Genomic DNA, 22834 nt, shown 5'->3' with positions numbered 1-22834 from the left:
TCATGCCGAGATAAAAATGCCGTTCAGCGTACTGAACGGCATGAGTCGCATCGTATTCATTTTACTATTTAGCGTTGCGTGTTCTGAGTCGACATGTAGGGTATGGAAGGGGTCAGGATACGCCCTCGGCGATTTGCGGGACGATCAAGCTGGCATGATTGCCTTTCGGCCCTTGATGTACATCAAACCTGACAACCTGTCCGGCTTTCAGCGTCCGGTAGCCATCCATTTGAATGGTTGAGTAGTGTGCGAAGATATCGTCACCTCCCCCTTCTGGACAGATAAAACCAAACCCTTTGGCATTATTGAACCATTTAACAGTACCTGTCTCCATGCATTGACATCCTTCGCAAGAGTATTCTTTTCAGTAAGGTGTGGTTATTTGGTTATTACTAATACGAACTGATTAAAACCTCATCAATTCATCCGTACACTTTTAGGGAAATCGATCCTGGCGTCAAGCGATCCACCGTGAGATGGAGAAGGGAGTTTGTCAAAATTTGATGCAGATAACGCTATTGATGAAACCAACAATCGCGTTGCGTCATCAAGATATCGGTTACGGACCTTGAATTTTGTTTTCCGGGAACCATTTCATTCCCTAGGTGGTAAAATAAAAAGTAGACGTGCTACTGTAAATGTAGAGATATGCGTAATGTCGATCGTTTAAGCATTGAGATACCGGGAGTTACCACGGCGCGAGGCATTCCTGCGGAAGCCTCATCACGGTGTTTCCCCCTGATCCACGACTTAAGTGAATCGTATGAAGAGATACCCGTCATCTTTCAAGTCGCAGGCGCACATTTCCTGCTTCTCGAATCTAGTGGGACTAAACAGACCAATGTCGCGAGTCGCGATATTCGTTACATGATGTGGATAGAGAATGGGAAACAACAGTACGTGGTCACAATCTGAGAGTCTGACCGCCGATAAACAGAAAGAAAAATTGCAGCCGCCATCCATGTATAACGTGGTGTTGAATAACGATGATTACACGCCAATGGAATTTGTTATTGACGTTCTGCAAAAGTTCTTTTCTTATGATATTGAACGTGCCACGCAGCTTATGTTAACTGTGCATTATCAGGGTAAAGCGATTTGTGGCGTATTTAGCGCTGAAGTGGCTGAGACTAAGGTCGTACAAGTCAATCGTTATGCCAGAGAAAACGAGCACCCGTTGCTCTGTACGCTGGAAAAAGCCTGAAGTCAGGCAATTTATTGGGAGAGGTGCCTATGCTCAATCAAGAACTGGAACTCAGTCTCAACATGGCTTTCGCCAGAGCGCGTGAGCACCGACACGAGTTTATGACCGTCGAGCATCTGCTGTTGGCTCTGCTCAGTAACCCTGCTGCCCGTGAGGCACTGGAAGCCTGCACGGTCGATTTAGCCGCGCTGCGCCAGGAACTGGAAGCGTTCATTGAGCAGACCACACCAACATTACCGCAGAATGACGACGAGCGAGAAACTCAACCAACGCTCAGCTTCCAGCGTGTATTGCAACGCGCTGTCTTCCATGTACAGTCTTCCGGCCGCAGTGAAGTGTCCGGCGCCAATGTGCTGGTCGCGATTTTTAGCGAACAGGAGTCTCAGGCCGCCTACCTGTTGCGTAAGCATGATGTCAGCCGTTTGGATGTGGTGAACTTTATTTCTCACGGCACGCGTAAAGAAGAAACCGATCAAGCGCCGAATGCGGAAAGTCCCGTCAATGAAGAACAGGCAGGAGGGGAAGATCGTATGGAAAACTTCACCACCAATCTGAATCAACTGGCTCGTGTTGGCGGTATTGACCCGCTTATTGGCCGGGATAAAGAACTGGAACGCACGATTCAGGTACTGTGCCGCCGCCGTAAAAACAACCCACTGTTGGTCGGTGAGTCTGGCGTCGGCAAAACGGCGATTGCTGAAGGCCTGGCCTGGCGTATCGTACAGGGCGATGTGCCGGAGGTGATGGCGGAGTGCACCCTGTACTCGCTGGACATCGGTGCGCTGCTGGCTGGCACTAAATACCGTGGTGATTTTGAAAAACGCTTTAAGGCGCTGCTGAAACAGTTGGAACAGGATAAAAACAGTATTCTGTTCATTGATGAAATCCACACCATTATCGGTGCTGGTGCGGCGTCTGGTGGCCAGGTTGATGCGGCTAATTTGATTAAACCACTGCTTTCCAGCGGCAAGATCCGCGTCATCGGTTCGACGACCTACCAGGAGTTCAGCAATATTTTCGAAAAGGATCGGGCGCTGGCGCGGCGTTTCCAGAAAATCGATATCACTGAACCCAGCGTAGAAGAAACCATACAAATCATTAATGGTCTGAAGCCGAAATATGAGGCTCACCATGATGTTCGCTATACGTCGAAAGCGATTCGTGCAGCGGTAGAGCTGGCGGTAAAATATATCAACGACCGCCATTTGCCAGATAAAGCCATTGATGTGATCGATGAAGCGGGCGCACGTAGCCGTTTGATGCCAGTCAGCAAACGGAAGAAAACGGTCAATGTGAGTGACATCGAATCGGTTGTTGCTCGTATCGCCCGTATTCCAGAAAAAACCGTTTCTGCCAGCGATCGCGATGTGCTGAAAAACCTCAGTGACCGCCTGAAAATGCTGGTGTTTGGGCAGGATAAGGCTATCGAAGCACTGGCTGAATCCATCAAAATGAGTCGTGCCGGGCTTGGACAGGAGCGTAAACCTGTCGGCTCCTTCCTGTTTGCAGGCCCGACAGGGGTTGGTAAGACGGAAGTGACGTTGCAACTGGCAAAAGCCCTGGATATCGAACTGCTGCGCTTTGATATGTCCGAATATATGGAGCGTCATACCGTCAGCCGCTTGATTGGCGCGCCTCCCGGTTATGTGGGTTACGATCAGGGTGGTCTGCTGACGGATGCGGTGATCAAGCATCCTCATGCGGTACTGCTGTTGGATGAGATCGAAAAAGCGCACCCGGATGTCTTTAACCTGTTGTTACAGGTGATGGATAACGGCACGCTGACGGATAACAATGGGCGTAAAGCGGATTTCCGCAACACGATTGTCGTGATGACGACCAATGCCGGTGTGCGGGAAACTGAGCGCAAATCTATCGGTATCATCCATCAGGACAACAGTACGGATGCGATGGAAGAGATCAAGAAGGTGTTTACGCCGGAATTCCGCAACCGTCTGGATGGCATTATCTGGTTTAACCATCTGTCGACCGAGGTTATTCAGCAGGTGGTCGATAAATTTATCGTTGAGCTTCAGGCGCAACTGGATGCGAAAGGCGTGTCTCTGGAAGTCAGTGATGAAGCACGTAACTGGCTGGCAGAAAAAGGCTACGATAAGGCGATGGGGGCCAGACCAATGGCGCGCGTAATGCAGGAAAGTCTCAAGAAGCCGCTGGCCAACGAACTGCTGTTTGGTTCGCTGGTGGATGGCGGATCTGTTACGGTAGAACTGGATAAAGAGACGCAGCAACTGACGTATGGCTTCCAGAGCGCGCAGAAGCGTAAAGCGGAAAGTGTTAATTAATCGCGCCAGTGTGTGATTAGAAAGGGGTGCCGAGGCATCCCTTTTTTATATCCCTTTGTGGCACGCGCTAAAAAACAAAAGCCCTTGCCATAAAGGAAAGGGCTGGGGAGGGAGTCACATCCTCATATATCGCGGTTATCAGCGATGAGCGAACCGGTTAACGGCTGCGGAAGACAATGCGGCCTTTACTCAGGTCGTACGGGGTTAACTCTACAGTGACTTTGTCACCCGTCAGGATGCGGATATAGTTTTTACGCATTTTACCGGAGATATGAGCGGTAACCACGTGCCCGTTTTCCAATTCAACGCGGAACATGGTGTTGGGCAGCGTATCAAGCACGGTGCCTTGCATTTCAATATTGTCTTCTTTGGCCATCGAATCCTCTAGGTCTAACTACCTTTATTTTTTAACCGCAAGATAATGCCGAAAAACGGACATTATGTAAAGAAGCGTTCACGCTTGGGACGCTATTTACCCGGTTTCCGTCATCACCATGTTGGTTCGGCGAGCGCCTGGGGTCGCCAACAGCCATCATCAACGGCGAGATCCTGCCACTGGGAAAGCTGTTGCAGAAAGTGGTCGCGGGGAATTTCACTCACGCCCAGTGAAGCCGTATGGGAATTTAACACCTGACAATCAATTAACTGACCGCCGTGGCGAATAAAATGCTGTTGAAACGCTAGCAGCGCATATTTCGACGCGTTATCCATGCGGCTGAACATGGATTCACCGCAAAATAATCGCCCTTGTTCAATACCATATAACCCACCAACCAGTATGCCATTGTGCCACACTTCGACGGAATGTGCTTTCCCAACCTGATGAAGCTGGCAATAAGCCGAAATGATGTCCGGCGTAATCCAGGTGCCGTCATGGTGCTCATGTGCGCAGGCGTGAATGACCTCATCAAATGCCTGATTGAGCGTGGCATGAAACGTATGACGCTTGAGGAACTTTTTCATGCTGCGGCTGAGATGGAATTCACCAGGGAACAGAACCGCACGCGGATTCGGAGACCACCACAAGATCGGTTCACCGGGGGAGTACCAGGGGAAAATTCCCTGTTGGTAAGCCGCTTTTAGCCGGGCAACGGAGAGATCGCCGCCAACGGCCAGCAGGCCGTTGGGGTCATCCAGCGCATGGCTCGGGTCAGGAAACTGAAGCGATTGAGATGACAGTGGGTATAGGCGCATATTTTTCAAATGTTGTGTTTCAACGAATTGGATCTTAAACGTGTTGACGGAATTGCCAATAACGTCCTTTTTGAGCCAGTAAAACCTGATGGTTACCCTGTTCGATCACTTTGCCATCGTCCAGAATACAGATGCGATCCATCGACTCTAAACCATATAGCCGATGGGTGATGACGATCAGCGTTTTATCGGCACAGTGTTGGCGGAGCAGTTGCAGAATACGTTTTTCGGTTTCCGCATCCAACCCCTCAGTGGGCTCATCCAGCAGTACCAGCGGCGCGTCATGTAATAAAGCTCGTGTTAACGCGATACGACGCTGTTCGCCACCAGACAGTTGTCGGCCACCTTCTCCCAGCCAGGTATTCAGCCCATCGTTTTCCAACAGTTTTTCTAACCCTACCTGCTGTAATACCGCGACCAATTTTTCGTCTCGTGCCGTTGGTGCTGCCAGCAACAGGTTATCGCGCAGCGTTGCGCTGAAAATATGCACGCGCTGCGGCACTACGCTCATCATGGCGCGGAGATCGTCTTCCCGCCATTCGGTAAGAGGGTGACCATTAAGCGTAATATTCCCGTATTCACAATTCCATGCCCGTGTCAGCAATTGCAGTAGCGTTGATTTCCCGCATCCGGTACGTCCTAGCAACGCCAGATGCTCGCCTGCTTGAATCGAGAGGGTGATATTTTGTAGCACGGGCTGTGGTTGATCGGGATAAGTGAAATCAACATGTGAGATCTCAAGGGACGCCGTGCGTGAGGTTTCTGGGCCATGCATGGGGAAGGTGACATCAACAGGTTGACGAAGGATTTGATCGACCCGAGTAGCGGAAGCAATCACCTGTCCCATATGCTGAAAGGCTACCGTGACGGGAGCCAGCGCCTCAAAGGCGGCAAGTGAGGCGAATACGAACAGGGCGATTAACGCGCCGGGTTGTGGATTGCCGCCAACGCCATCCGCCGCCAGCCACAGAATCAGGGTAACGGTTAGCCCGCTGCATAAAATCATCACTGCCTGTGACAGACCGGTAAGATTCGCCTGCTGACGTTGTCGGCGCAACCAGTTAATTTCCACCAGGGCCAGTTGTTGACGGACGCGATCGAGTGCGCCGAAAACGGTTAACTCCGCCTGACCTTGCAGCCAGGTCGTTAGCTGGAGGCGATATTGTGCACGCAGGGCGGTCAACGCTTGCCCGATACCGTTTCCTGCCTGATAAAAGAGAACAGGCAGGCACAGCAGTAGCGTCAGCATGATGGCACCAAGCGTCAGCGCCAAGAATGCATCAATAAAGCTCAGGCCGTAACAGACGATAAGAATAACGGCGAATGCGCTGATGATGGGTGAAATAACGCGAAGGTAGAGGTGATCCAGCGTATCGACGTCTGCAACGAGTCGGTTTAGCAGTTCAGCCTGACGAAATTGTGCCAGTCCTCCCGGGGACAAAGGCAGAATGCGAGAAAAGGTGAAAACGCGTAAGCGCAGCAAAACACGAAATGTGGCATCGTGGCTGACGACCCTTTCCCCATAGCGCCCTGCGGTGCGTGCGATGGCGGCACCCCGCACGCCTGCGGCTGGCAGCATATAGTTAAAGGTGAGCAGCCCAACGAGTCCTGCCAGCGCAGCGCCCGCCAGAAACCAGCCGGATAGGGCAAGCAGGCCAATACTGGCCAGCAGTGTAGCAATGGCTAATATAATGCCCAGACTTAAGCGCCAGATGTGTTGGCGGTAAAGTGCCAGAAACGGTTTTAATACCCGCATCGTTTTTATTTGAGCCATTACAGCGCCTCCTGTCGTTGTGCCAGCAGTGCCGCGAAGGGGCCTGCTTCAGCGCGGAGTGTTTGATAATCCCCCTGTTGAACTAACTGGCCGCCATCCATTACCCAAATCGCGTCGTACTCGGTGATATCAGTGAGCTGGTGCGTCACCAGCAGCGTGGTCTGGGATCGCGCTGCCTCGTTTAGCGCCGTCATAACGAGTTCCTCACTGTGGGCATCCAGACTGGCTGAGGGTTCATCCAGCAGCAGCAGGTTGCAGGGATGGAGCAGCGCACGAGCAACGGCGACGCGCTGCGCCTGTCCGACGGATAAGCGTGCAGCACCGTCACCGATCATTGTTTCCAGCCCCTGTGGAAGTTGTGGTAAAAATTCTTGCACATGGGCGCGTTCAATCGCCAACTGCAATTTCAAAACACTGGCCTGCGGGTTGCCTAGCAGAATATTGCTGCGCAGCGTTTGTTCCGGTAAATGGGGGTTTTGCCCAACCCAGCTTAGCTGCTGACGCCATGATTCAGGCGTCAGCGCGTTCAATGCCTGACCGTTGACGGTTAATGAACCGCGATAGGGCAGGAACCCTAGCAGCGCATTCAGCAGTGAACTTTTTCCTGCTCCGCTGAGACCGACCAGTGCGATCCGTTCGCCTGCGCGAATATTGAATGTCAGCGGTTGGGTCAACGGCGTGCCATTCGGTGCGAGGACAATGAAATCTTCCGCCTGGATGGCAATCGCGGTATTGCTGTTGAATTCCTGAGTGCCAAACCCTACCGTTTCCCCTTCCTCTGACAAAAAAGTTACCAGTGATTCCGCTGCACCGATAGCTTGAGCCTTGGCGTGATAGAAAGTACCCAGATCGCGTAAAGGTTGAAAGAATTCTGGTGCCAGAATCAGCACGAGAAAACCGGCGAAGAGCGTCACACCCGTACCATAATGACCAAAGTCCAACTCACCGAGGTACGAGAAACCGAAATAGACGGCGACAACGGCGATCGAAATGGAAGCAAAAAATTCCAGCACGCCTGAGGAGAGGAATGCCATGCGCAGCACTTCCATGGTGCGACTGCGAAAATCTTCGGATGCATGGCGGATTTGCTCGGTTTCAGCCTGACCACGATGAAACAGACGTAACGTCTCCATTCCGCGCAGACGATCGAGGAAATGCCCGCTCAGGCGTGCTAATGCCAGAAAGTTACGTCGGTTGGCATCCGCTGCGCCCATACCAACCAGCGCCATAAACAGGGGAATGAGCGGCGCGGTCAAAAACAGGATCAGACCCGCGGCCCAGTTGAGCGGAAAGATAGTGATTAAGATCAGCAGCGGAATCAGCACGGCAAGGTACATTTGCGGCAGATAACGAGCGTAATAATCCTGCATATCATCAACCTGCTCAAGAATCATCGTTGCCCAACTGCCTGCGGGCTTTCCTTGGATCCACGCGGGACCAAGCTGTTGTAACCGATCCAGTACCTGCTTACGAATTTGCTGCCTAACCGTTTGTCCACACAGAAAGCCAACACGCTCGCGTAACACGCTGTTGAGCGCTCGCAGAATAAAGGTGGCGATAAGTAGAAGGAACGGGGAAAGCAGAGATTCTCGCGGGGAATGTTCGATGATCAAAGCATGAAGTAGCGTAGCGAGCAGCCAGGCTTGTGCCACGATTAACGCACCGCTCAGGGAGCCAAGCAGCAGTGAAAGCCGTAGCCAACGTTGCGCCAGCTTACTTTGCTGTTTCAGCCAGGCGGTCAGTTCTTGCTGTCTGGTTTTTTTCATCAGGCACCAGTTCGTTATATTGCAGAAATAGACTCAATAGAAGATAACGCTGATGTAACCGTTGGTTAACAAAATTATCTTCTATCATGCAGAATAGCGCCATGTTACCGCGACAGGGACGCGCTGCAAACGAAAAGGAGAGGGGAAAAAGGGGATGCGATCAATTTCTGTGTTGCGGCAGGCAAACCAAAAGGAAGAAAACGGAACGGCAATGACCGATCCGTTTCAGTATCGTATTACTTGTTGACGGTCAGTCCATCCAGATAACGTTCAGCATCCAGCGCAGCCATACAGCCCGTTCCTGCGGAGGTAATCGCCTGACGGTAAATATGGTCCATCACGTCACCCGCAGCAAAGACGCCCGGAATACTGGTTTGTGTCGCATTACCATGGATACCGGATTGCACTTTGATATAACCGTTTTCCAGTTCTAACTGACCACCGAACACGGCGGTATTCGGGCTATGGCCGATAGCGATAAATACGCCAGCCAGTTCCAACTCTTCCGCAGCATCGCTTTGCGTGTCGCGGATTCGTACACCGGTTACACCCATGTCATCGCCCAGCACTTCGTCCAGCGTACGGTTGGTGTGCAGGATAATGTTGCCATTTTTGACTTTGTCCATCAGGCGGTCGATCAGAATCTTCTCTGAGCGGAACGTCTCGCGGCGGTGGATTAAATGCACTTCCGCAGCGATGTTAGACAAATACAGCGCTTCTTCAACGGCGGTATTCCCACCGCCGACGACGGCGACTTTTTGATTACGGTAGAAGAAACCGTCACAGGTTGCGCAGGCGGAAACCCCTTTACCTTTAAACGCCTCTTCGGACTGCAAGCCAAGGTAACGCGCTGAGGCACCTGTCGCGATGATCAACGCATCACAGGTGTACTCGTCGCTATCGCCGAATAAACGGAATGGACGGTTCTGTAAATCAACACGCTCAATATGATCAAAGATCACCTCGGTATTGAATTTGGTCGCGTGTGCGTGCATACGCTCCATTAACAGCGGGCCAGTTAAATCATCGGCGTCGCCCGGCCAGTTTTCTACTTCGGTCGTGGTCGTCAACTGACCGCCTTTTTCCATACCAGTGATTAATACTGGCTGTAAATTTGCCCGTGCAGCGTAAACTGCGGCCGTATAGCCAGCCGGGCCTGAACCCAGAATCAATAACTTGTGATGTTTAACGGTACCCATGCTTTCCTCATTTCATGACGGCGGATAATGTTCATATGAACGCGATTTGCGACAAACATGCATCCTTACTCACTACGAACAGTATCAGCCACGGACAATGAGAACGATTGTAAGGAAATTACAGGATTAAAAAAAGTATGCAGAAAAGTTGCTGGCTATTTGTTTAATCGTTAATGACGATGGTGATGACAAATCGCTGAAAAATCAGCCATATTCATAAGTAAAATGATTGAAGTCACCTTAGCGAATGGCTCTGGCTTATCCAATCTGGCAGTTTCTTCTGATTTTCGTTGTTTTGCTTTGACAATCCGCTGTGCATTTGCGAAAACATCTGGGTAAGAGGAAATTTTTTGTATGTGAACAGTTAAAAGCTCGGCCTTTTATTCGTTTTTGCGCAGTCAGGCCTTTAGGCCACGGATATGACGTGATGGTCTTCTTCGTGAGTGAGCAATGCGTGAGGCGAGAACGAGAAGTTAATGACTGTTGATAGACAAAATAGGCAGCGGGTCTTCTTTAAGGGGAACTCTGATACATGAGGTCTATCGGGGTAAAGCGGGTGCAGGGAAAAGTGAAGAGAGACAATAATAATGGTAGACACTAAAAAACGGCCAGGAAAAGATCTCGATCGTATTGATCGTAACATCCTGAACGAATTGCAAAAAGATGGGCGTATTTCTAATGTCGAGCTTTCCAAGCGGGTCGGGCTGTCGCCAACGCCTTGTCTGGAACGTGTGCGTCGCCTGGAAAGACAAGGTTTCATTAATGGCTATACAGCGCTGCTAAACCCGCATTATCTGGATGCCTCACTGCTGGTTTTTGTTGAAATAACGCTAAACCGTGGCGCGCCCGATGTGTTTGAACAGTTCAATGCTGCGGTGCAGAAACTGGAAGAAATTCAGGAGTGTCACTTGGTTTCTGGTGATTTTGACTACCTGCTGAAAACACGCGTGCCGGACATGTCTGCTTACCGTAAGCTTCTGGGCGAAACGCTGCTGCGTTTGCCGGGCGTAAACGACACCCGCACTTACGTGGTGATGGAAGAAGTGAAGCAGAGTAACCGTCTGGTCATTAAGACTCGATAAACGCGTGGGTGCAAAACCCGATAAATTCAGCTACACTCCTGTGAATTTATACAGTCCCAGCGCCGGATTTTTCCGGCGCTTTGTCATAAACCTTACAGGCCCCTGGAGAGACTCTTGAGCCAGGAATATACAGAAGATAAAGACGTAACCCTGAAAAAACTCAGCGGAACACGTCGCTTGCTTGAAGCGATTTTAATCGTTGTGGCACTTTTTGCAGTTTACCTCAGTGTCGCACTACTCAGTTTCAGCCCCTCCGATCCCAGTTGGTCACAGACTGCGTGGCATGGGCCTATCCACAACCTTGGCGGTGTCGCGGGTGCATGGATGGCGGATACGCTATTCTTTATTTTTGGTGTGTTGGCCTATGCCATCCCGCCGATCATGTTATCCCTATGCTGGGCGGCTTTCCGCCAGCGGGATAACCAGCAATCGATTGATTATTTTACTTTTTCACTACGTCTGATTGGAACGTTGGCGCTGATCCTGACCTCGTGTGGTTTGGCGGCGTTGAACATTGACGACCTCTACTATTTTGCTTCCGGCGGTGTATTGGGAAGCTTGTTGAGCAGCTCAATGATTCCGCGGTTCAACAGCATGGGCGCAACGCTGATTCTGCTGTGCGTCTGGGGCGCAGGGTTAACGCTGTTTACCGGCTGGTCATGGTTAACGATCGCTGAAAAAATTGGCGGGGGCGTCTTGGGCTGCCTGACATTCATGTCAAACCGTTCTCGTCGCGATGAGGATTACCGCGAAGACGATGCGCGTGAAGAAGAGGATCGTGATGTATTTAACCTGCGCCATGATGACACGTCAGGCGAAGCGATAACGCAATCGCGTGATGACGATGATGTGCTGTTTTCTGCGCCTTCCGTTGCTGATGTCATCCACGATACGACAGAGGATAACACGGTAGCAGAGACATCACCGTCAGGCCAAAATCCGCCAGCCGCGACACCCGTGGCCTTCTCGACAGAAACGCCAGCCGTAGGGCTAACTCCCCCTGAAATAGTCGCGTCTGACTCGCTGGTGCCTGATGCATCGTCTGGCATTGTACCGCCTGTGACGCCGTCAATGATTGATTCGGCATCCTCGCTGAACCCGCCGCTGTATGCGTTTGAGGTTCCTGAAACACCTAGTGCAATGTCTGAAATAGCGGCCTCACCGGAACGCCATCGCAGTGCTTATACGCCTTACGGGAGTAGTGCCATTCCGCCGAGCGTAACGTCGCCAGTGGTTCAGCCGTTCGCTGAGCCGCCGCAGATTGAGCGTGATGCGGATTTCAGTGCGAACAACACCTTTATGCCGGCATTCAGTGCTGATGATGATGCTAATCCGCAGATTAAACGCGGCGTCGGGCCGGAACTGCCGCGTCCTAATCCGGTGCGTATTCCGACGCGCCGCGAATTAGCGTCATACGGAATCAAACTGCCGTCGCAGCGGCTGGCAGAAGAGCAAGCAAGGCGACAGGCGCGACATGAGAGTGCGGAAACGGAATTGACGAACGACATCTATCAGGAAGAAATATCTGATGATATCGCCCGTCAGGAAGCCGTGCTACAGCAGGAGTACCTGAATCAGCAGCGCCAGCGTTACGGTGATGAATATCCGTTACAGGAAGAGGATGAAGACGCGCTTCTGCAAGCACAGCTAGCCAAAGAATTCGCTGCACAGCAGCAGTCACGTTATGACGCCAGTACCGCACAGGACGATACCGATGTCTGGGTTCCGATGGTATCGTCGGCGGTCAGCGAGCCAGTTCAGCCAAATCCCGTGGTATCGCCTGTTTCGGCGCATAACGCTTTTTCGTTCTCGCCGTTTAGCGCGGAGAATGAACGTGAGCCTGAACCGCATACACTCAGCGAACCTGCGTATACACAGTCGTCCTATGGCGTAACGCCAGATCTTCCTCCGATGCATGCGGGCGAAGATGGCGATGACGACGAGCGTAACCCGATGATGTTTGGTCAGCCGGTGCAACCCACGCCACCACCAACGGAGGTTGCTCAGCGGGAAAATACACCTGCGCGCCATCCGGCAATGGATGGCCTGATTCACCCATTCCTGATGCGTAATGAACAACCGTTACAGAAACCGACGACGCCGCTGCCAACGTTGGATTTGTTGACTCCACCACCAGCAAGTGAAGCTCCTGTGGATAATTTTGCTCTGGAGCAAACGGCGCGACTGATTGAAGCGCGTCTGGCTGATTTCCGGGTAAAAGCGGATGTGGTCGACCATTCTCCCGGCCCGGTTATTACTCGCTTTGAGCTGGATTTGGCACCGGGGGTGAAAGCGGCGCGTATCTCGAATTTGTCGCGCGATTTGGCGCGTTCTCTGTCGGTTATCGCGGTGCGTATTGTTGAGGTGATTCCAGGTAAACCTTATGTCGGCTTGGAATTACCGAATGCGCATCGTCAGACCGTTTATCTGCGCGAAGTGTTGGACTGTGACAAATTCCGCGATAACCCATCGCCGCTGTCTATTGTGCTGGGTAAAGATATCGCTGGCGAGCCTGTTGTTGCCGATTTGGCCAAAATGCCGCACCTGTTGGTTGCCGGTACAACGGGGTCGGGTAAGTCGGTCGGCGTCAATGCCATGATCATCAGTATGTTGTATAAAGCTACGCCGGAAGACGTGCGTTTTATCATGATCGACCCGAAAATGTTGGAACTTTCTGTATACGAAGGCATTCCGCATTTGTTGACGGAAGTCGTGACCGACATGAAAGATGCAGCAAATGCGTTGCGCTGGTGTGTGGGTGAAATGGAGCGCCGTTACAAGCTGATGTCAGCGCTTGGGGTACGTAATCTGGCGGGGTACAACGAACGGGTGATGACCGCCAATGCGATGGGACGCCCGATCCCCGATCCGTTCTGGAAACCGGGCGACAGTATAGATATGACGCCGCCAGTGCTGGAAAAATTGCCGTACATTGTTGTGATGGTCGATGAATTTGCTGACCTGATGATGGCGGTGGGTAAGAAAGTGGAAGAACTGATCGCCCGTCTGGCGCAAAAAGCGCGTGCGGCGGGGATTCATCTGGTTCTGGCAACGCAGCGTCCTTCCGTTGATGTGATTACCGGATTGATCAAGGCGAACATTCCGACACGTATCGCGTTTACCGTCTCCAGTAAGATCGACTCACGAACTATCCTCGATCAAGGAGGCGCGGAATCGCTATTGGGAATGGGGGATATGCTGTATATGGCACCGAATTCCTCAATACCTGTCCGTGTTCATGGCGCTTTTGTGCGCGATGAGGAAGTTCACGCCGTAGTTCAAGACTGGAAAGCGCGTGGTCGTCCTCAATATATCGACAATATTGTCAGCGGTGGCGACGATGCCGAAGGTGGGAGCCTCGGTCTTGATGGCGATGAAGAACTCGATCCTTTGTTCGATCAGGCCGTGGAATTTGTGGTCGATAAGCGTCGTGCCTCTATCTCTGGTGTACAGCGTCAGTTCCGAATCGGCTATAACCGCGCGGCGCGAATCGTTGAACAAATGGAAGCGCAGGGGATCGTCAGTTCTCCAGGACACAACGGCAACCGTGAAGTATTGGCTCCGCCATCAATGGAATAAGAACGCTATATCGATTGACCTCACTCCACCATAAGGGCTGCGCGAGCAGCCCTTATGCAAAGAAGCGTAAAAGCGGTTATAAGCAGATAATTCACCTATCACCGCCCGAGTGGGTTCAGATAACATAGATCGACAAATAACACCGTTCCACCAGTCACATAGGTGTAGTGCAAAGCATCTGGCCGTAATATGTGAAGGTTGTTATATCAGGACATTCAAAGGATTATGCTTATGAAAAAGTGGTTAGCTATCAGTTGCCTGATTGCAGGTGTGACCTCAACGGCTGTCTATGCAGATGCGGCAAAAGATTTGCAGGGTCGTCTCAATAAAGTCAGCAGTTTCCATGCAAACTTTAGCCAGAAAGTCACCAGCGCCGACGGCGCAGCAGTGCAGGAAGGGGAAGGTGAACTGTGGTTAAAACGGCCTAACTTATTTAACTGGAAAACCACATCGCCGGATGAAAGTACGCTGGTTTCTGACGGCAAAACACTGTGGTTCTACAATCCGTTTGTTGAGCAAGTCACGGCAACCTGGCTGAAGGATGCAACCGGCAATACGCCGTTCATTCTGATTACGCGTAACGATGCCGGCGACTGGAATAAATATGACGTGCGGCAGAAAGGCGATGATTTTGAACTTACGCCGAAATCTGCGAGCGGCAATTTGAAACAGTTCGCGATTAATGTAACGGCAAACGGTACGATCAAGCAGTTCACCGCGACGGAACAGGATGGGCAGCGGAGTACTTATGTGTTGAAAAACCAGCAAAACGGCGCTGTCGATGCTGCGCAATTCACTTTCACACCGCCGAAAGGCGTTACGCTGGATGACCAGCGTCAGTGAGGTCAGCGTGAGCAACCTGTCACTTGATTTTTCTCATAACGAATTCCAACCCCTGGCCGCGCGTATGCGGCCAGCGACGTTGGCACAGTATATTGGCCAACAGCACCTGCTAGGTGCCGGTAAGCCTCTGCCACGCGCCATCGAGGCGGGGCAATTGCATTCAATGATCCTCTGGGGGCCGCCTGGTACGGGAAAAACCACGCTGGCGGAACTGATCGGGCATTATGGACAGGCCGATGTCGAACGTATTTCCGCTGTGACCTCCGGTATTAAAGAAATTCGTGAAGCCATTGAGCGCGCTCGGCAAAATCGCAATGCGGGGCGCCGTACCATTCTGTTTGTTGATGAAGTCCATCGTTTCAACAAAAGTCAGCAGGACGCGTTTCTGCCGCACATCGAAGATGGAACGATTACCTTCATTGGGGCGACAACGGAAAATCCCTCTTTTGAGCTTAACTCTGCGTTGTTATCTCGCGCCCGCGTCTATTTGCTGAAAGCGCTGACGGCAGACGATATCGAACAGGTGTTGCAGCAGGCGATGAGCGACAGCGAGCGCGGATATGGTGGGCAGAATATTATGCTGCCTGCCGAAACCGCTCGCATGTTGGCTGAACTGGTTAATGGTGATGCCAGACGTGCGCTGAATAGCCTGGAAATGATGGCGGATATGGCAGAAATTGATGCGCAGGGAATGCGAGTTCTGACGCCGGCACTACTCAATGAAATCGCCGGTGAGCGTAGCGCTCGCTTTGATAATAAAGGCGACCGCTATTACGATCTGATTTCAGCATTGCACAAGTCGGTAAGAGGATCCGCGCCGGATGCGGCGCTTTATTGGTATGCCCGAATTATTACCGCGGGCGGTGATCCATTATATGTAGCCCGACGGCTACTGGCGATTGCTTCAGAAGATGTCGGCAACGCCGATCCACGAGCCATGCAGGTAGCGATCTCCGCCTGGGATTGTTTCACCCGCGTTGGCCCGGCAGAAGGGGAACGAGCCATCGCTCAGGCGATAGTGTATCTGGCCTGCGCCCCCAAAAGTAACGCCGTATATAGCGCGTTCAAAGCGGCTATGCAGGATGCGCGCGAGAAACCTGACTATGATGTGCCTGAACATTTACGCAATGCGCCGACCCGGTTAATGAAAGAAATGGGGCTAGGCGCTGAGTATCGCTACGCGCACAATGAACCTAACGCCTATGCGGCGGGAGAGAGCTACTTTCCGCCGGAAATGGCAGATACGCGCTATTACGCGCCGACTTCACGCGGCCTTGAGGGCAAAATTGGTGAAAAGCTCGCCTGGCTTGCCGCTCAGGATCAAAATAGCCCGACAAAACGCTACCGTTGAACTAAGCGTTGCGGTAAGGTTATCAAGGTATTTTCTGAAACCGGTCGCGTAGCGCGCCGTATACGCCAACATTTCATTTGATAATCATAAGCACAGGATTAGCATGCTCGATCCCAATTTACTGCGTAATGAGCTAGACGCAGTCGCCGAAAAGTTACTGGCTCGCAGAGGCTTTAAGCTGGATGTTGAGACCCTGCGTAAGCAGGAAGAACGTCGTAAAGTATTGCAGGTAGAAACCGAAAACTTGCAGGCAGAGCGTAACTCCCGATCGAAAGAGATTGGTGCAGCGAAAGCACGCGGTGAAGATATCGAGCCTTTGCGTCGTGAAGTCAACACATTAGGCGAAAAACTGGATGCTGCGAAAGCCGAGCTGGAGCAGTTGCAGAATGAAATTCGCGATCTGGCGTTAACGATCCCAAACCTGCCGGACGACTCTGTACCGCTTGGCAAGGACGATACGCAGAACCAGGAAGTGGCCCGTTGGGGTGAGCCGCGCAAGTATGATTTCCCCGTGCGCGATCATGTTGAACTCGGTGAAATGGCTGCCGGGCTGGACTTTGCCGCTGCGGTAAAATTAACCGGTGCGCGTTTTGTCGTGATGAAAGGGCAAATTGCCCGTCTGCACCGTGCGCTTTCTCAGTTCATGCTGGATCTGCATACGCAACAGCATGGCTATCAGGAAGCCTATGTGCCTTATCTGGTCAACCATGCCACGCTGTACGGTACGGGTCAGTTGCCTAAATTTGGTGAAGATCTGTTCCACACCCGACCATTGAGTGAAGAAGCGGAAAGCAGCAGCTATGCGCTGATTCCGACGGCTGAAGTGCCGTTGACCAATCTGGTGCGTGACGAGATTCTTGATGAAGAATCCTTACCGTTGAAGATGACGGCACACACGCCTTGTTTTCGTTCAGAAGCAGGCTCGTATGGTCGCGATACGCGTGGGCTGATCCGCATGCACCAGTTTGATAAGGTTGAACTGGTACAAATCGTCCGTCCTGAAGATTCTATGCAGGCATTGGAAGAGTTGACGACCCACGCCGAAACGGTGCTGCAACTGCTGAAGCTACCTTATCGTAAGGTCTTGCTGTGTTCGGGTGACATGGGCTTTGGCTCCACCAAAACTTACGATCTGGAAGTTTGGTTACCAGCGCAGGATACCTACCGTGAAATCTCTTCCTGCTCCAACATGTGGGATTTCCAGGCGCGTCGTATGCAGGCGCGCTGCCGCAGTAAGTCCGATAAGAAGACCCGTCTGGTTCACACGTTGAACGGTTCTGGTCTGGCAGTGGGGCGTACACTGGTGGCTGTTTTGGAAAACTACCAGCAGGCTGATGGCCGCATTGAAATTCCTGAAGTGTTGCGTCCATATATGGGCGGGCTGGAATTTATTGGTTAATCTCTGCTATCTGAATAAAGCGCCTGAGGGCGCTTTTTTTACGCTATTCGTTCGGTAATATTTTTTCATCGTAAAAATAGCTTCTTTGCCTTAAACAATGCGCACTACCCAATTTAAACGCTAAAACTTATTTAAAATCATTCAAGTAGTAGGGCTCTATTTTCAAGAGTTACACACATTCGGTGGCGTTGATGAATTCTTTCAATCCATCGTTTGAGAAAGGCCTTTGCGCACTTTTTACCTGGATTGACTTTTATACCCGCAGTGGCATGATGCGCTCACTCTTCTCCGGTTGTTTGGTTATCCACTTCGCTATGTCTGCTTATTCCCGCCCTGTGCTGTTATTGCTCAGTGGGCTCTTGCTGCTGACGGTATGTATTGCAGTATTAAATACTCTCGTACCACTTTGGTTGAGTTATCAGTCTCTCCCTGTCTGGCAGGTTGGACTCGTTGGCTCATCCTATTTCAGTGGCAATCTGGTTGGAACGCTATTGGCTGGTAAATTAATCAAGCTTTATGGGTTTAACCGTAGCTACTATTTTGCGGCTTTATTATTTGGTATCGCGGTTGCCGGTCTCGGTATTTCCACGGATATTGGTAGTTGGCTGTTCTGGCGTTTTCTTGCTGGAATTGGTTGTGCATTAATCTGGGTTGTGGTCGAAAGCGCTCTGTTATGTAGCGGAACGCCAACGCAGAGAGGGCAGTTGCTGGCGGCGTATATGATTGCTTATTACCTCGGTAGCGTGGTTGGGCAACTTCTGCTCGGTGTATTGCCGACGGCGTTGTTGAGTGTGCTGCCGTGGATGGTCGCATTAGTTATTTTGGCAGCATTACCATTGCTGTTTACTCATCTTCCTACGCCGCCAGAGCAGCAAGAAAAGCATGTCGGTATGTGGAAAATGCTGACGTATCGTCGTGCGCGTTTAGGTGTACAGGGCTGTATTATCTCCGGCGCAATGCTAGGATCGTTGTATGGCCTGATGCCGCTCTATCTCTCTCATCAGGGAATGAATGATGCGCAGGTCGGATACTGGATGGCACTGCTGATCAGCTCAGGAATTATAGGGCAATGGCCTATTGGCCGTATGGCCGATCGATATGGCCGGCTGTTGGTTCTGCGGGTATTAGTTTTTGTTGTGATTATTGGCTGTATTGCGATGCTAAGCATTAGTCACTATGCCATGGCGCTGTCGCTGTTTCTGTTGGGGGGCGCGGGATTTACGCTGTACCCCGTAGCCATGTCATGGGCATGTGAAAACGTGCGCCCAGATGAACTGGTGACGATGAATCAGGCGTTACTCCTCAGCTACACGCTTGGCAGTCTTTGTGGGCCAAGCGTTGCTGCGATGCTGATGCAGAACTACTCCGATCGATTGCTGTTTGTATTGATTGCGGCTATCTCCATGATTTACCTGATGATGTTGCTCAGAAAATCCGATCGCCGTCCAACGCCATTAGCTGCAACTTGAAATATCAAGGCTGGCCAGCGAACTTTGCCCCGCTTCCACCATGTTATTCCACAGCGCTTCGGCTACCGGGCTGAGGCGCTGTTTGGCGTTGCGCACCAGATAAAATATGCTGGTTAGCTTTAAACGATCTGGCGCAACCGCAGTAAGTTTTCCTTTTTCAACCCAAGGGGCAGCGTAGTGATCGGGGAGAAAACCGATATGGGTTCCCGCTAGTAGCAGCAGCAAACTTCCCTCAAGATGCCAGGCTGTTTGGTGGAAACCTTGCTTTGATACGGGGCCTAGTTGTTTCGATATTTCGTTGAAGGCATGTCCACCGATTAGTAGTCTACGAGGATTTAATTCACCATTTCTCCATTCATGTTCTATAACCTCAGCATTTTCTGCTAGTGAATAAAAATAACTGTGTTCAACGAATACAGGCTCATAGAAAATGTCTGTCGGGATGTCATCGGGTAAGGCACTTAGAACAATGTCGAGATGTCCGTTTTTTAATCTCTCCATGAGTGGAATGTATTCCATAATCTCAAGTTCGACATTAACTTCTGGACTTTTGGCATAGAGCATAGCTATCGCCTGAGATACAACATTATTTGGGTGGGTTGCAATATTATCCAGACAGCCTAATTTAACTTTACCTATAAGTTGATGCTTGATGCGAGCAAGTCTGTTAGCAAAATCATCAAGTGTGGAAATGACAGATTTTGCCTCCTGGTAGACCACTTCACCTTCGGGGGTTAGAGCAAAACCGCCGCGTCCACGTTCGCATAGGACAAGTCCTAGCGTATCCTCAAGACGAGACAGGTAGTGACTTAGTACGGGTTGGCTTAAGCCCGTTGCGGTTTGTGCATTTGTAATTCCTTGTTTTTCAACAATTTTACAAAATAATTTTAGCCAGCGGATCTCCAGTTTATCTAAGCGCATAGATAGCATTTCCTTCACATACATTACATATCTGAATGTTAACATCAAAATATATCTGTATTAATCGATATGAATCCCATTTATCTTGTCGTTACGCCACATCATTGATGTGGTTGCCACAAAGAAGCGTGGTTTTATGCGTCACACTAGGGTATTTCACATCACAATGGTGTTGTTAGCTTGCTGACGGCACCATTGCTCTATACGCCACCAGACAACCTCTATAAAATATCACAACGATACGATAATTATTTGCTGCTTATTGAATGGAGGAGTTATGTCTCAAGGGAATGCTGGGCCTACAAAAGAAAAAACAGGTCGGCAAATCTATGATTACGAATACGAACCAGTCCCTGCCGAAGCCAGAAAAAGTTGGTATGTTATCGCTTTAATATGGCTGGCTATAGGAATCGATATTTCTGGTTTGTTTCTGGGATCTTTTCTAAGCAGTGGATTATCATTTTCTCAGGCTGTCAGCGCCACGCTTATTGGATCAGCCTTACTGGGTGTTCTTGCTGCATTATGTGCTAACGTGGGTTATGGATGCGGGTTATCAACCACGCTACTCAGTATATCCGTTTTTGGGCGATTAGGTGGGAAAGTGATTGGCGTCTTTTCCGCTGTTTCACTGGTTGGATGGTTTGCCTTTCAACTCGATTTCTTTGGTGTGATGCTGCAAAAAGCACTGTCACATTATCAACTGGAACCTGGGCGCTTTTTTATCCTACTTTTTGGTATGGCGTTAATGGCATCGACGGCTATTTGGGGTGTTAGAGCGTTAGGGAAACTAAGCGCATTAAGTGTCCCGCTAATGCTTATACTTATCGTCTCAGGAATATATCTTGCGGCTAACGGTCATTCTTCTCCTACCGAAGTTGTCATTAAAAACCCGATAAGTTTAGGGAGCGCTATTTCTTACGTGGTTTCTATCTGGATAGTGGCGGCAAGTATCATGTCGCCTGATATCGCACGTTATTCCAGAACACGTAAAGATGCCATATTAGGTTCAGGCTTGGGATTCTTGCTAGGGAACAGCGCCACGATTCTTGTCGCGCTCATATTGACCCATATGGTTGGTAGTGATGATTTGGTCGAAATCTTTTTCACTATAGGGCTCGGTGTTTCAGCGATTGTGATTTTAATTTTCGCGCAATGGACGACGAATAGTTCTAATTTAATTTCAGCCTCATTAGGCCTCTCTGTTGTTGTCCGAGCAATATCCCGACCAATATTAGTTGTGTTGATGGCATTTGCTGGCCTGCTTCTGGCTTATAACGGAATGATTAATAATTTTACTCAGTTTTTGTCGCTATTGGGTGTCCTTATTTCCCCTATTGCAGGGGTTTACCTTGCGGAATATTACTTTTTTGACTCTTCGCGTCTAAAACAGGACGCATCACAACCACCATTGCTGAATATTTGTGCCTCTATCGCATGGTTATGTGGCAGTTTTGTCAGCTTATTAACCGCTACAGATTTTTTTGATTTGTTTACGATCACGTCTGTTTCTACGCTGGATGGCATCATAATCAGCCTTGTGATGTATATCATTATGCGAAAAATGTTCCCGCAGTTGGTGGCGTCTTCCCACCCGCACTCTAAATCTTAGGTTGTCCAGTGGGTATTGGATAAGTAATGGTTCGCTATATTGATTTTGAAATGATTGATGACATCGCGTTGGGAGCTTCAATTCTTGGAACTGGCGGCGGTGGGGATCCTTATTTGGGAGCGTTAATTGCAAAAAATGCTTTGCGCCACGCGAAGCCAGTAACGTTATGCAATCTGGATGACGTAAAGGATAACGATCTTTTTATCCCATGTAGTACGATGGGGGCGCCGACAGTTTCTGTGGAAAAAATCATTTCACCGCGGCAAATTCTTCTGGCATTTGAAACAATGGAGAATTATCTCGCTGAATCAGCAACTGGGACTTTTTCTATCGAAATCGGCGGCATCAATTCGCTAATACCGTTAGTGGTTGCGGCCGCAAAAGGGCTACCTGTTATCGATTGCGATGCGATGGGGAGGGCCTTCCCCGAAGCGCAGATGGTGACCTTTTTTCTTGATGATTTAACCTCCGCACCGAATACATTGGCAGATGAGAAGGGCAACGCAGTCATTCTTAATCCCATAGATGGTATGTGGTCGGAACGGTTGGCCCGCGCGGTTGTTGAACAAATGGGCGCTGCTTGCGCGATATGCGATTACCCTTTACGCGGTAACCAACTTAAGCGTAGCGCTATCAAAGGCACGCTGTCACTGGCGCAGGATATCGGAAGAATGCTGCGTCAGGCTCATCAGTCAGGTAGTCATCCGGTACAATCTCTACTCAAAGTGTTGAATGGCTATATCGTTGCATCAGGAAAAATTGTTGATGTAGCACGGCGCACAACTGGTGGTTTTGCCCGTGGGCAAGTCGTGATCGACGGCATGGGGAATGACAAGGGCGAATCGTTTACGGTGCTTTTTCAGAACGAATTATTGCTCGCTTATCGCTCATCACAGATGACCGTTCCTACGCAGGATAATCTGCTGGCTGTTGTTCCCGATTTAATCTCCATCGTAGACAGTGAAACCGGACGCCCGATCATTACGGAACATTTACGCTATGGGCAACGCGTCGATGTTATTGCCTATCCGTGCAATGACAAGTGGCGAACGCCAAAAGGGATTGATGTTGCGGGACCGGAGTATTTCGGTTATCCGGTACAGTATGTGCCGATAGAACAGCTTGCAAACCGCTGAGGTTT

The 22834-nt window shown here is 50.4% G+C and carries 17 protein-coding genes; 10 read left to right on the top strand and 7 right to left on the bottom strand.

The window, feature by feature from the left end:
* Positions 1-112: 112 nt before the first annotated feature.
* A complete protein-coding gene (gene cspD / locus OI69_RS09280) occupies positions 113-334 on the bottom strand; it encodes a cold shock-like protein CspD (protein ID WP_039349162.1) in 222 nt (73 codons plus the stop codon).
* Between the two features lie 549 nt (positions 335-883).
* On the opposite strand from cspD, the gene clpS reads away from it, so the two are divergent.
* Both clpS and clpA read left to right on the top strand, forming a co-directional pair.
* Positions 884-1204 (top strand): ATP-dependent Clp protease adapter ClpS, encoded by a 321-nt coding sequence (gene clpS, locus OI69_RS09275; RefSeq protein WP_039349158.1) that lies wholly within the window; start codon positions 884-886, stop codon positions 1202-1204.
* Positions 1205-1233: 29 nt separating this feature from the next.
* Entirely contained in the window at positions 1234-3507 is a 2274-nt protein-coding gene (gene clpA / locus OI69_RS09270; protein WP_039349154.1) for an ATP-dependent Clp protease ATP-binding subunit ClpA, read from the top strand.
* Positions 3508-3664: 157 nt separating this feature from the next.
* Here clpA and infA read toward each other — a convergent pair whose 3' ends face one another.
* From infA to trxB, 5 genes are all read right to left on the bottom strand, one after another.
* Positions 3665-3883, bottom strand: a complete 219-nt coding sequence (gene infA, locus OI69_RS09265; RefSeq protein ID WP_002211347.1) for a translation initiation factor IF-1 — start codon at positions 3881-3883, stop codon at positions 3665-3667.
* Positions 3884-3996: 113 nt separating this feature from the next.
* Positions 3997-4701, bottom strand: coding sequence for a leucyl/phenylalanyl-tRNA--protein transferase (gene aat, locus OI69_RS09260; protein ID WP_039349152.1), 705 nt, complete (start codon positions 4699-4701; stop codon positions 3997-3999).
* A gap of 34 nt (positions 4702-4735) precedes the next feature.
* On the bottom strand, positions 4736-6475 hold the full coding sequence (gene cydC / locus OI69_RS09255; protein ID WP_039349149.1) for a heme ABC transporter ATP-binding protein/permease CydC: 1740 nt from the start codon (positions 6473-6475) through the stop codon (positions 4736-4738).
* Positions 6475-8241 (bottom strand): heme ABC transporter permease/ATP-binding protein CydD, encoded by a 1767-nt coding sequence (gene cydD, locus OI69_RS09250; RefSeq protein ID WP_039349146.1) that lies wholly within the window; start codon positions 8239-8241, stop codon positions 6475-6477. The genes cydC and cydD overlap by 1 nt, the downstream gene beginning before the upstream one ends.
* A gap of 236 nt (positions 8242-8477) precedes the next feature.
* A complete protein-coding gene (gene trxB / locus OI69_RS09245) occupies positions 8478-9440 on the bottom strand; it encodes a thioredoxin-disulfide reductase (protein WP_039349144.1) in 963 nt (320 codons plus the stop codon).
* A gap of 587 nt (positions 9441-10027) precedes the next feature.
* On the opposite strand from trxB, the gene lrp reads away from it, so the two are divergent.
* The 6 genes from lrp to OI69_RS09215 all read left to right on the top strand — a co-directional run bounded on the left by lrp (position 10028) and on the right by OI69_RS09215 (position 19163).
* Positions 10028-10522, top strand: coding sequence for a leucine-responsive transcriptional regulator Lrp (lrp, locus tag OI69_RS09240; RefSeq protein ID WP_010277211.1), 495 nt, complete (start codon positions 10028-10030; stop codon positions 10520-10522).
* A 114-nt stretch (positions 10523-10636) separates the two neighbouring features.
* On the top strand, positions 10637-14101 hold the full coding sequence (locus OI69_RS09235) for a DNA translocase FtsK (RefSeq protein WP_039349135.1): 3465 nt from the start codon (positions 10637-10639) through the stop codon (positions 14099-14101).
* A gap of 231 nt (positions 14102-14332) precedes the next feature.
* On the top strand, positions 14333-14944 hold the full coding sequence (lolA, locus tag OI69_RS09230) for an outer membrane lipoprotein chaperone LolA (protein WP_039349133.1): 612 nt from the start codon (positions 14333-14335) through the stop codon (positions 14942-14944).
* 7 nt (positions 14945-14951) lie between these two features.
* A complete protein-coding gene (locus OI69_RS09225; protein WP_039349209.1) occupies positions 14952-16295 on the top strand; it encodes a replication-associated recombination protein A in 1344 nt (447 codons plus the stop codon).
* 103 nt (positions 16296-16398) lie between these two features.
* On the top strand, positions 16399-17694 hold the full coding sequence (gene serS / locus OI69_RS09220) for a serine--tRNA ligase (protein ID WP_039349131.1): 1296 nt from the start codon (positions 16399-16401) through the stop codon (positions 17692-17694).
* Positions 17695-18008: 314 nt separating this feature from the next.
* Entirely contained in the window at positions 18009-19163 is a 1155-nt protein-coding gene (locus OI69_RS09215) for an MFS transporter (protein ID WP_039349206.1), read from the top strand.
* On the opposite strand, the gene OI69_RS09210 is transcribed toward OI69_RS09215, so the two are convergent.
* Positions 19149-20084 carry a LysR family transcriptional regulator gene (locus OI69_RS09210; RefSeq protein ID WP_039349129.1) on the bottom strand — a complete coding sequence of 312 codons (936 nt, stop codon included), beginning with the start codon at positions 20082-20084 and terminating at the stop codon, positions 19149-19151. The two genes, OI69_RS09215 and OI69_RS09210, sit on opposite strands and share 15 nt — an antisense overlap.
* Before the next feature lie 277 nt (positions 20085-20361).
* Here OI69_RS09210 and OI69_RS09205 point away from each other — a divergent pair, with 277 nt between their 5' ends.
* Together OI69_RS09205 and OI69_RS09200 are read left to right on the top strand one after the other, a co-directional pair.
* Positions 20362-21693 (top strand): cytosine permease, encoded by a 1332-nt coding sequence (locus OI69_RS09205; protein ID WP_039349127.1) that lies wholly within the window; start codon positions 20362-20364, stop codon positions 21691-21693.
* A 26-nt stretch (positions 21694-21719) separates the two neighbouring features.
* Positions 21720-22829 (top strand): DUF917 domain-containing protein, encoded by a 1110-nt coding sequence (locus OI69_RS09200; RefSeq protein ID WP_039349124.1) that lies wholly within the window; start codon positions 21720-21722, stop codon positions 22827-22829.
* Positions 22830-22834: the final 5 nt, after the last annotated feature.

Source organism: Pectobacterium fontis, assembly GCF_000803215.1.
GTDB classification, from domain to species: domain Bacteria; phylum Pseudomonadota; class Gammaproteobacteria; order Enterobacterales; family Enterobacteriaceae; genus Pectobacterium; species Pectobacterium fontis.
The sequence above is the reverse complement of the archived record's forward strand: the minus strand, read 5'-3'. Positions and strand labels throughout refer to the sequence as shown.

Bases quoted from the DNA above. Each gene is read 5' to 3' on its own strand.
- lolA (WP_039349133.1), top strand. From the start codon at position 14,333: ATGAAAAAGTGGTTAGCTATCAGTTGCCTGATTGCAGGTGTGACCTCA.
- trxB (WP_039349144.1), bottom strand. From the start codon at position 9,440: ATGGGTACCGTTAAACATCACAAGTTATTGATTCTGGGTTCAGGCCCG.
- OI69_RS09200 (WP_039349124.1), top strand. From the start codon at position 21,720: ATGGTTCGCTATATTGATTTTGAAATGATTGATGACATCGCGTTGGGA.
- clpS (WP_039349158.1), top strand. From the start codon at position 884: ATGGGAAACAACAGTACGTGGTCACAATCTGAGAGTCTGACCGCCGAT.
- infA (WP_002211347.1), bottom strand. From the start codon at position 3,883: ATGGCCAAAGAAGACAATATTGAAATGCAAGGCACCGTGCTTGATACG.
- cspD (WP_039349162.1), bottom strand. From the start codon at position 334: ATGGAGACAGGTACTGTTAAATGGTTCAATAATGCCAAAGGGTTTGGT.
- cydC (WP_039349149.1), bottom strand. From the start codon at position 6,475: ATGGCTCAAATAAAAACGATGCGGGTATTAAAACCGTTTCTGGCACTT.
- clpA (WP_039349154.1), top strand. From the start codon at position 1,234: ATGCTCAATCAAGAACTGGAACTCAGTCTCAACATGGCTTTCGCCAGA.
- cydD (WP_039349146.1), bottom strand. From the start codon at position 8,241: ATGAAAAAAACCAGACAGCAAGAACTGACCGCCTGGCTGAAACAGCAA.
- lrp (WP_010277211.1), top strand. From the start codon at position 10,028: ATGGTAGACACTAAAAAACGGCCAGGAAAAGATCTCGATCGTATTGAT.
- serS (WP_039349131.1), top strand. From the start codon at position 16,399: ATGCTCGATCCCAATTTACTGCGTAATGAGCTAGACGCAGTCGCCGAA.
- OI69_RS09215 (WP_039349206.1), top strand. From the start codon at position 18,009: ATGTCTGCTTATTCCCGCCCTGTGCTGTTATTGCTCAGTGGGCTCTTG.
- OI69_RS09210 (WP_039349129.1), bottom strand. From the start codon at position 20,084: ATGCGCTTAGATAAACTGGAGATCCGCTGGCTAAAATTATTTTGTAAA.
- aat (WP_039349152.1), bottom strand. From the start codon at position 4,701: ATGCGCCTATACCCACTGTCATCTCAATCGCTTCAGTTTCCTGACCCG.
- OI69_RS09205 (WP_039349127.1), top strand. From the start codon at position 20,362: ATGTCTCAAGGGAATGCTGGGCCTACAAAAGAAAAAACAGGTCGGCAA.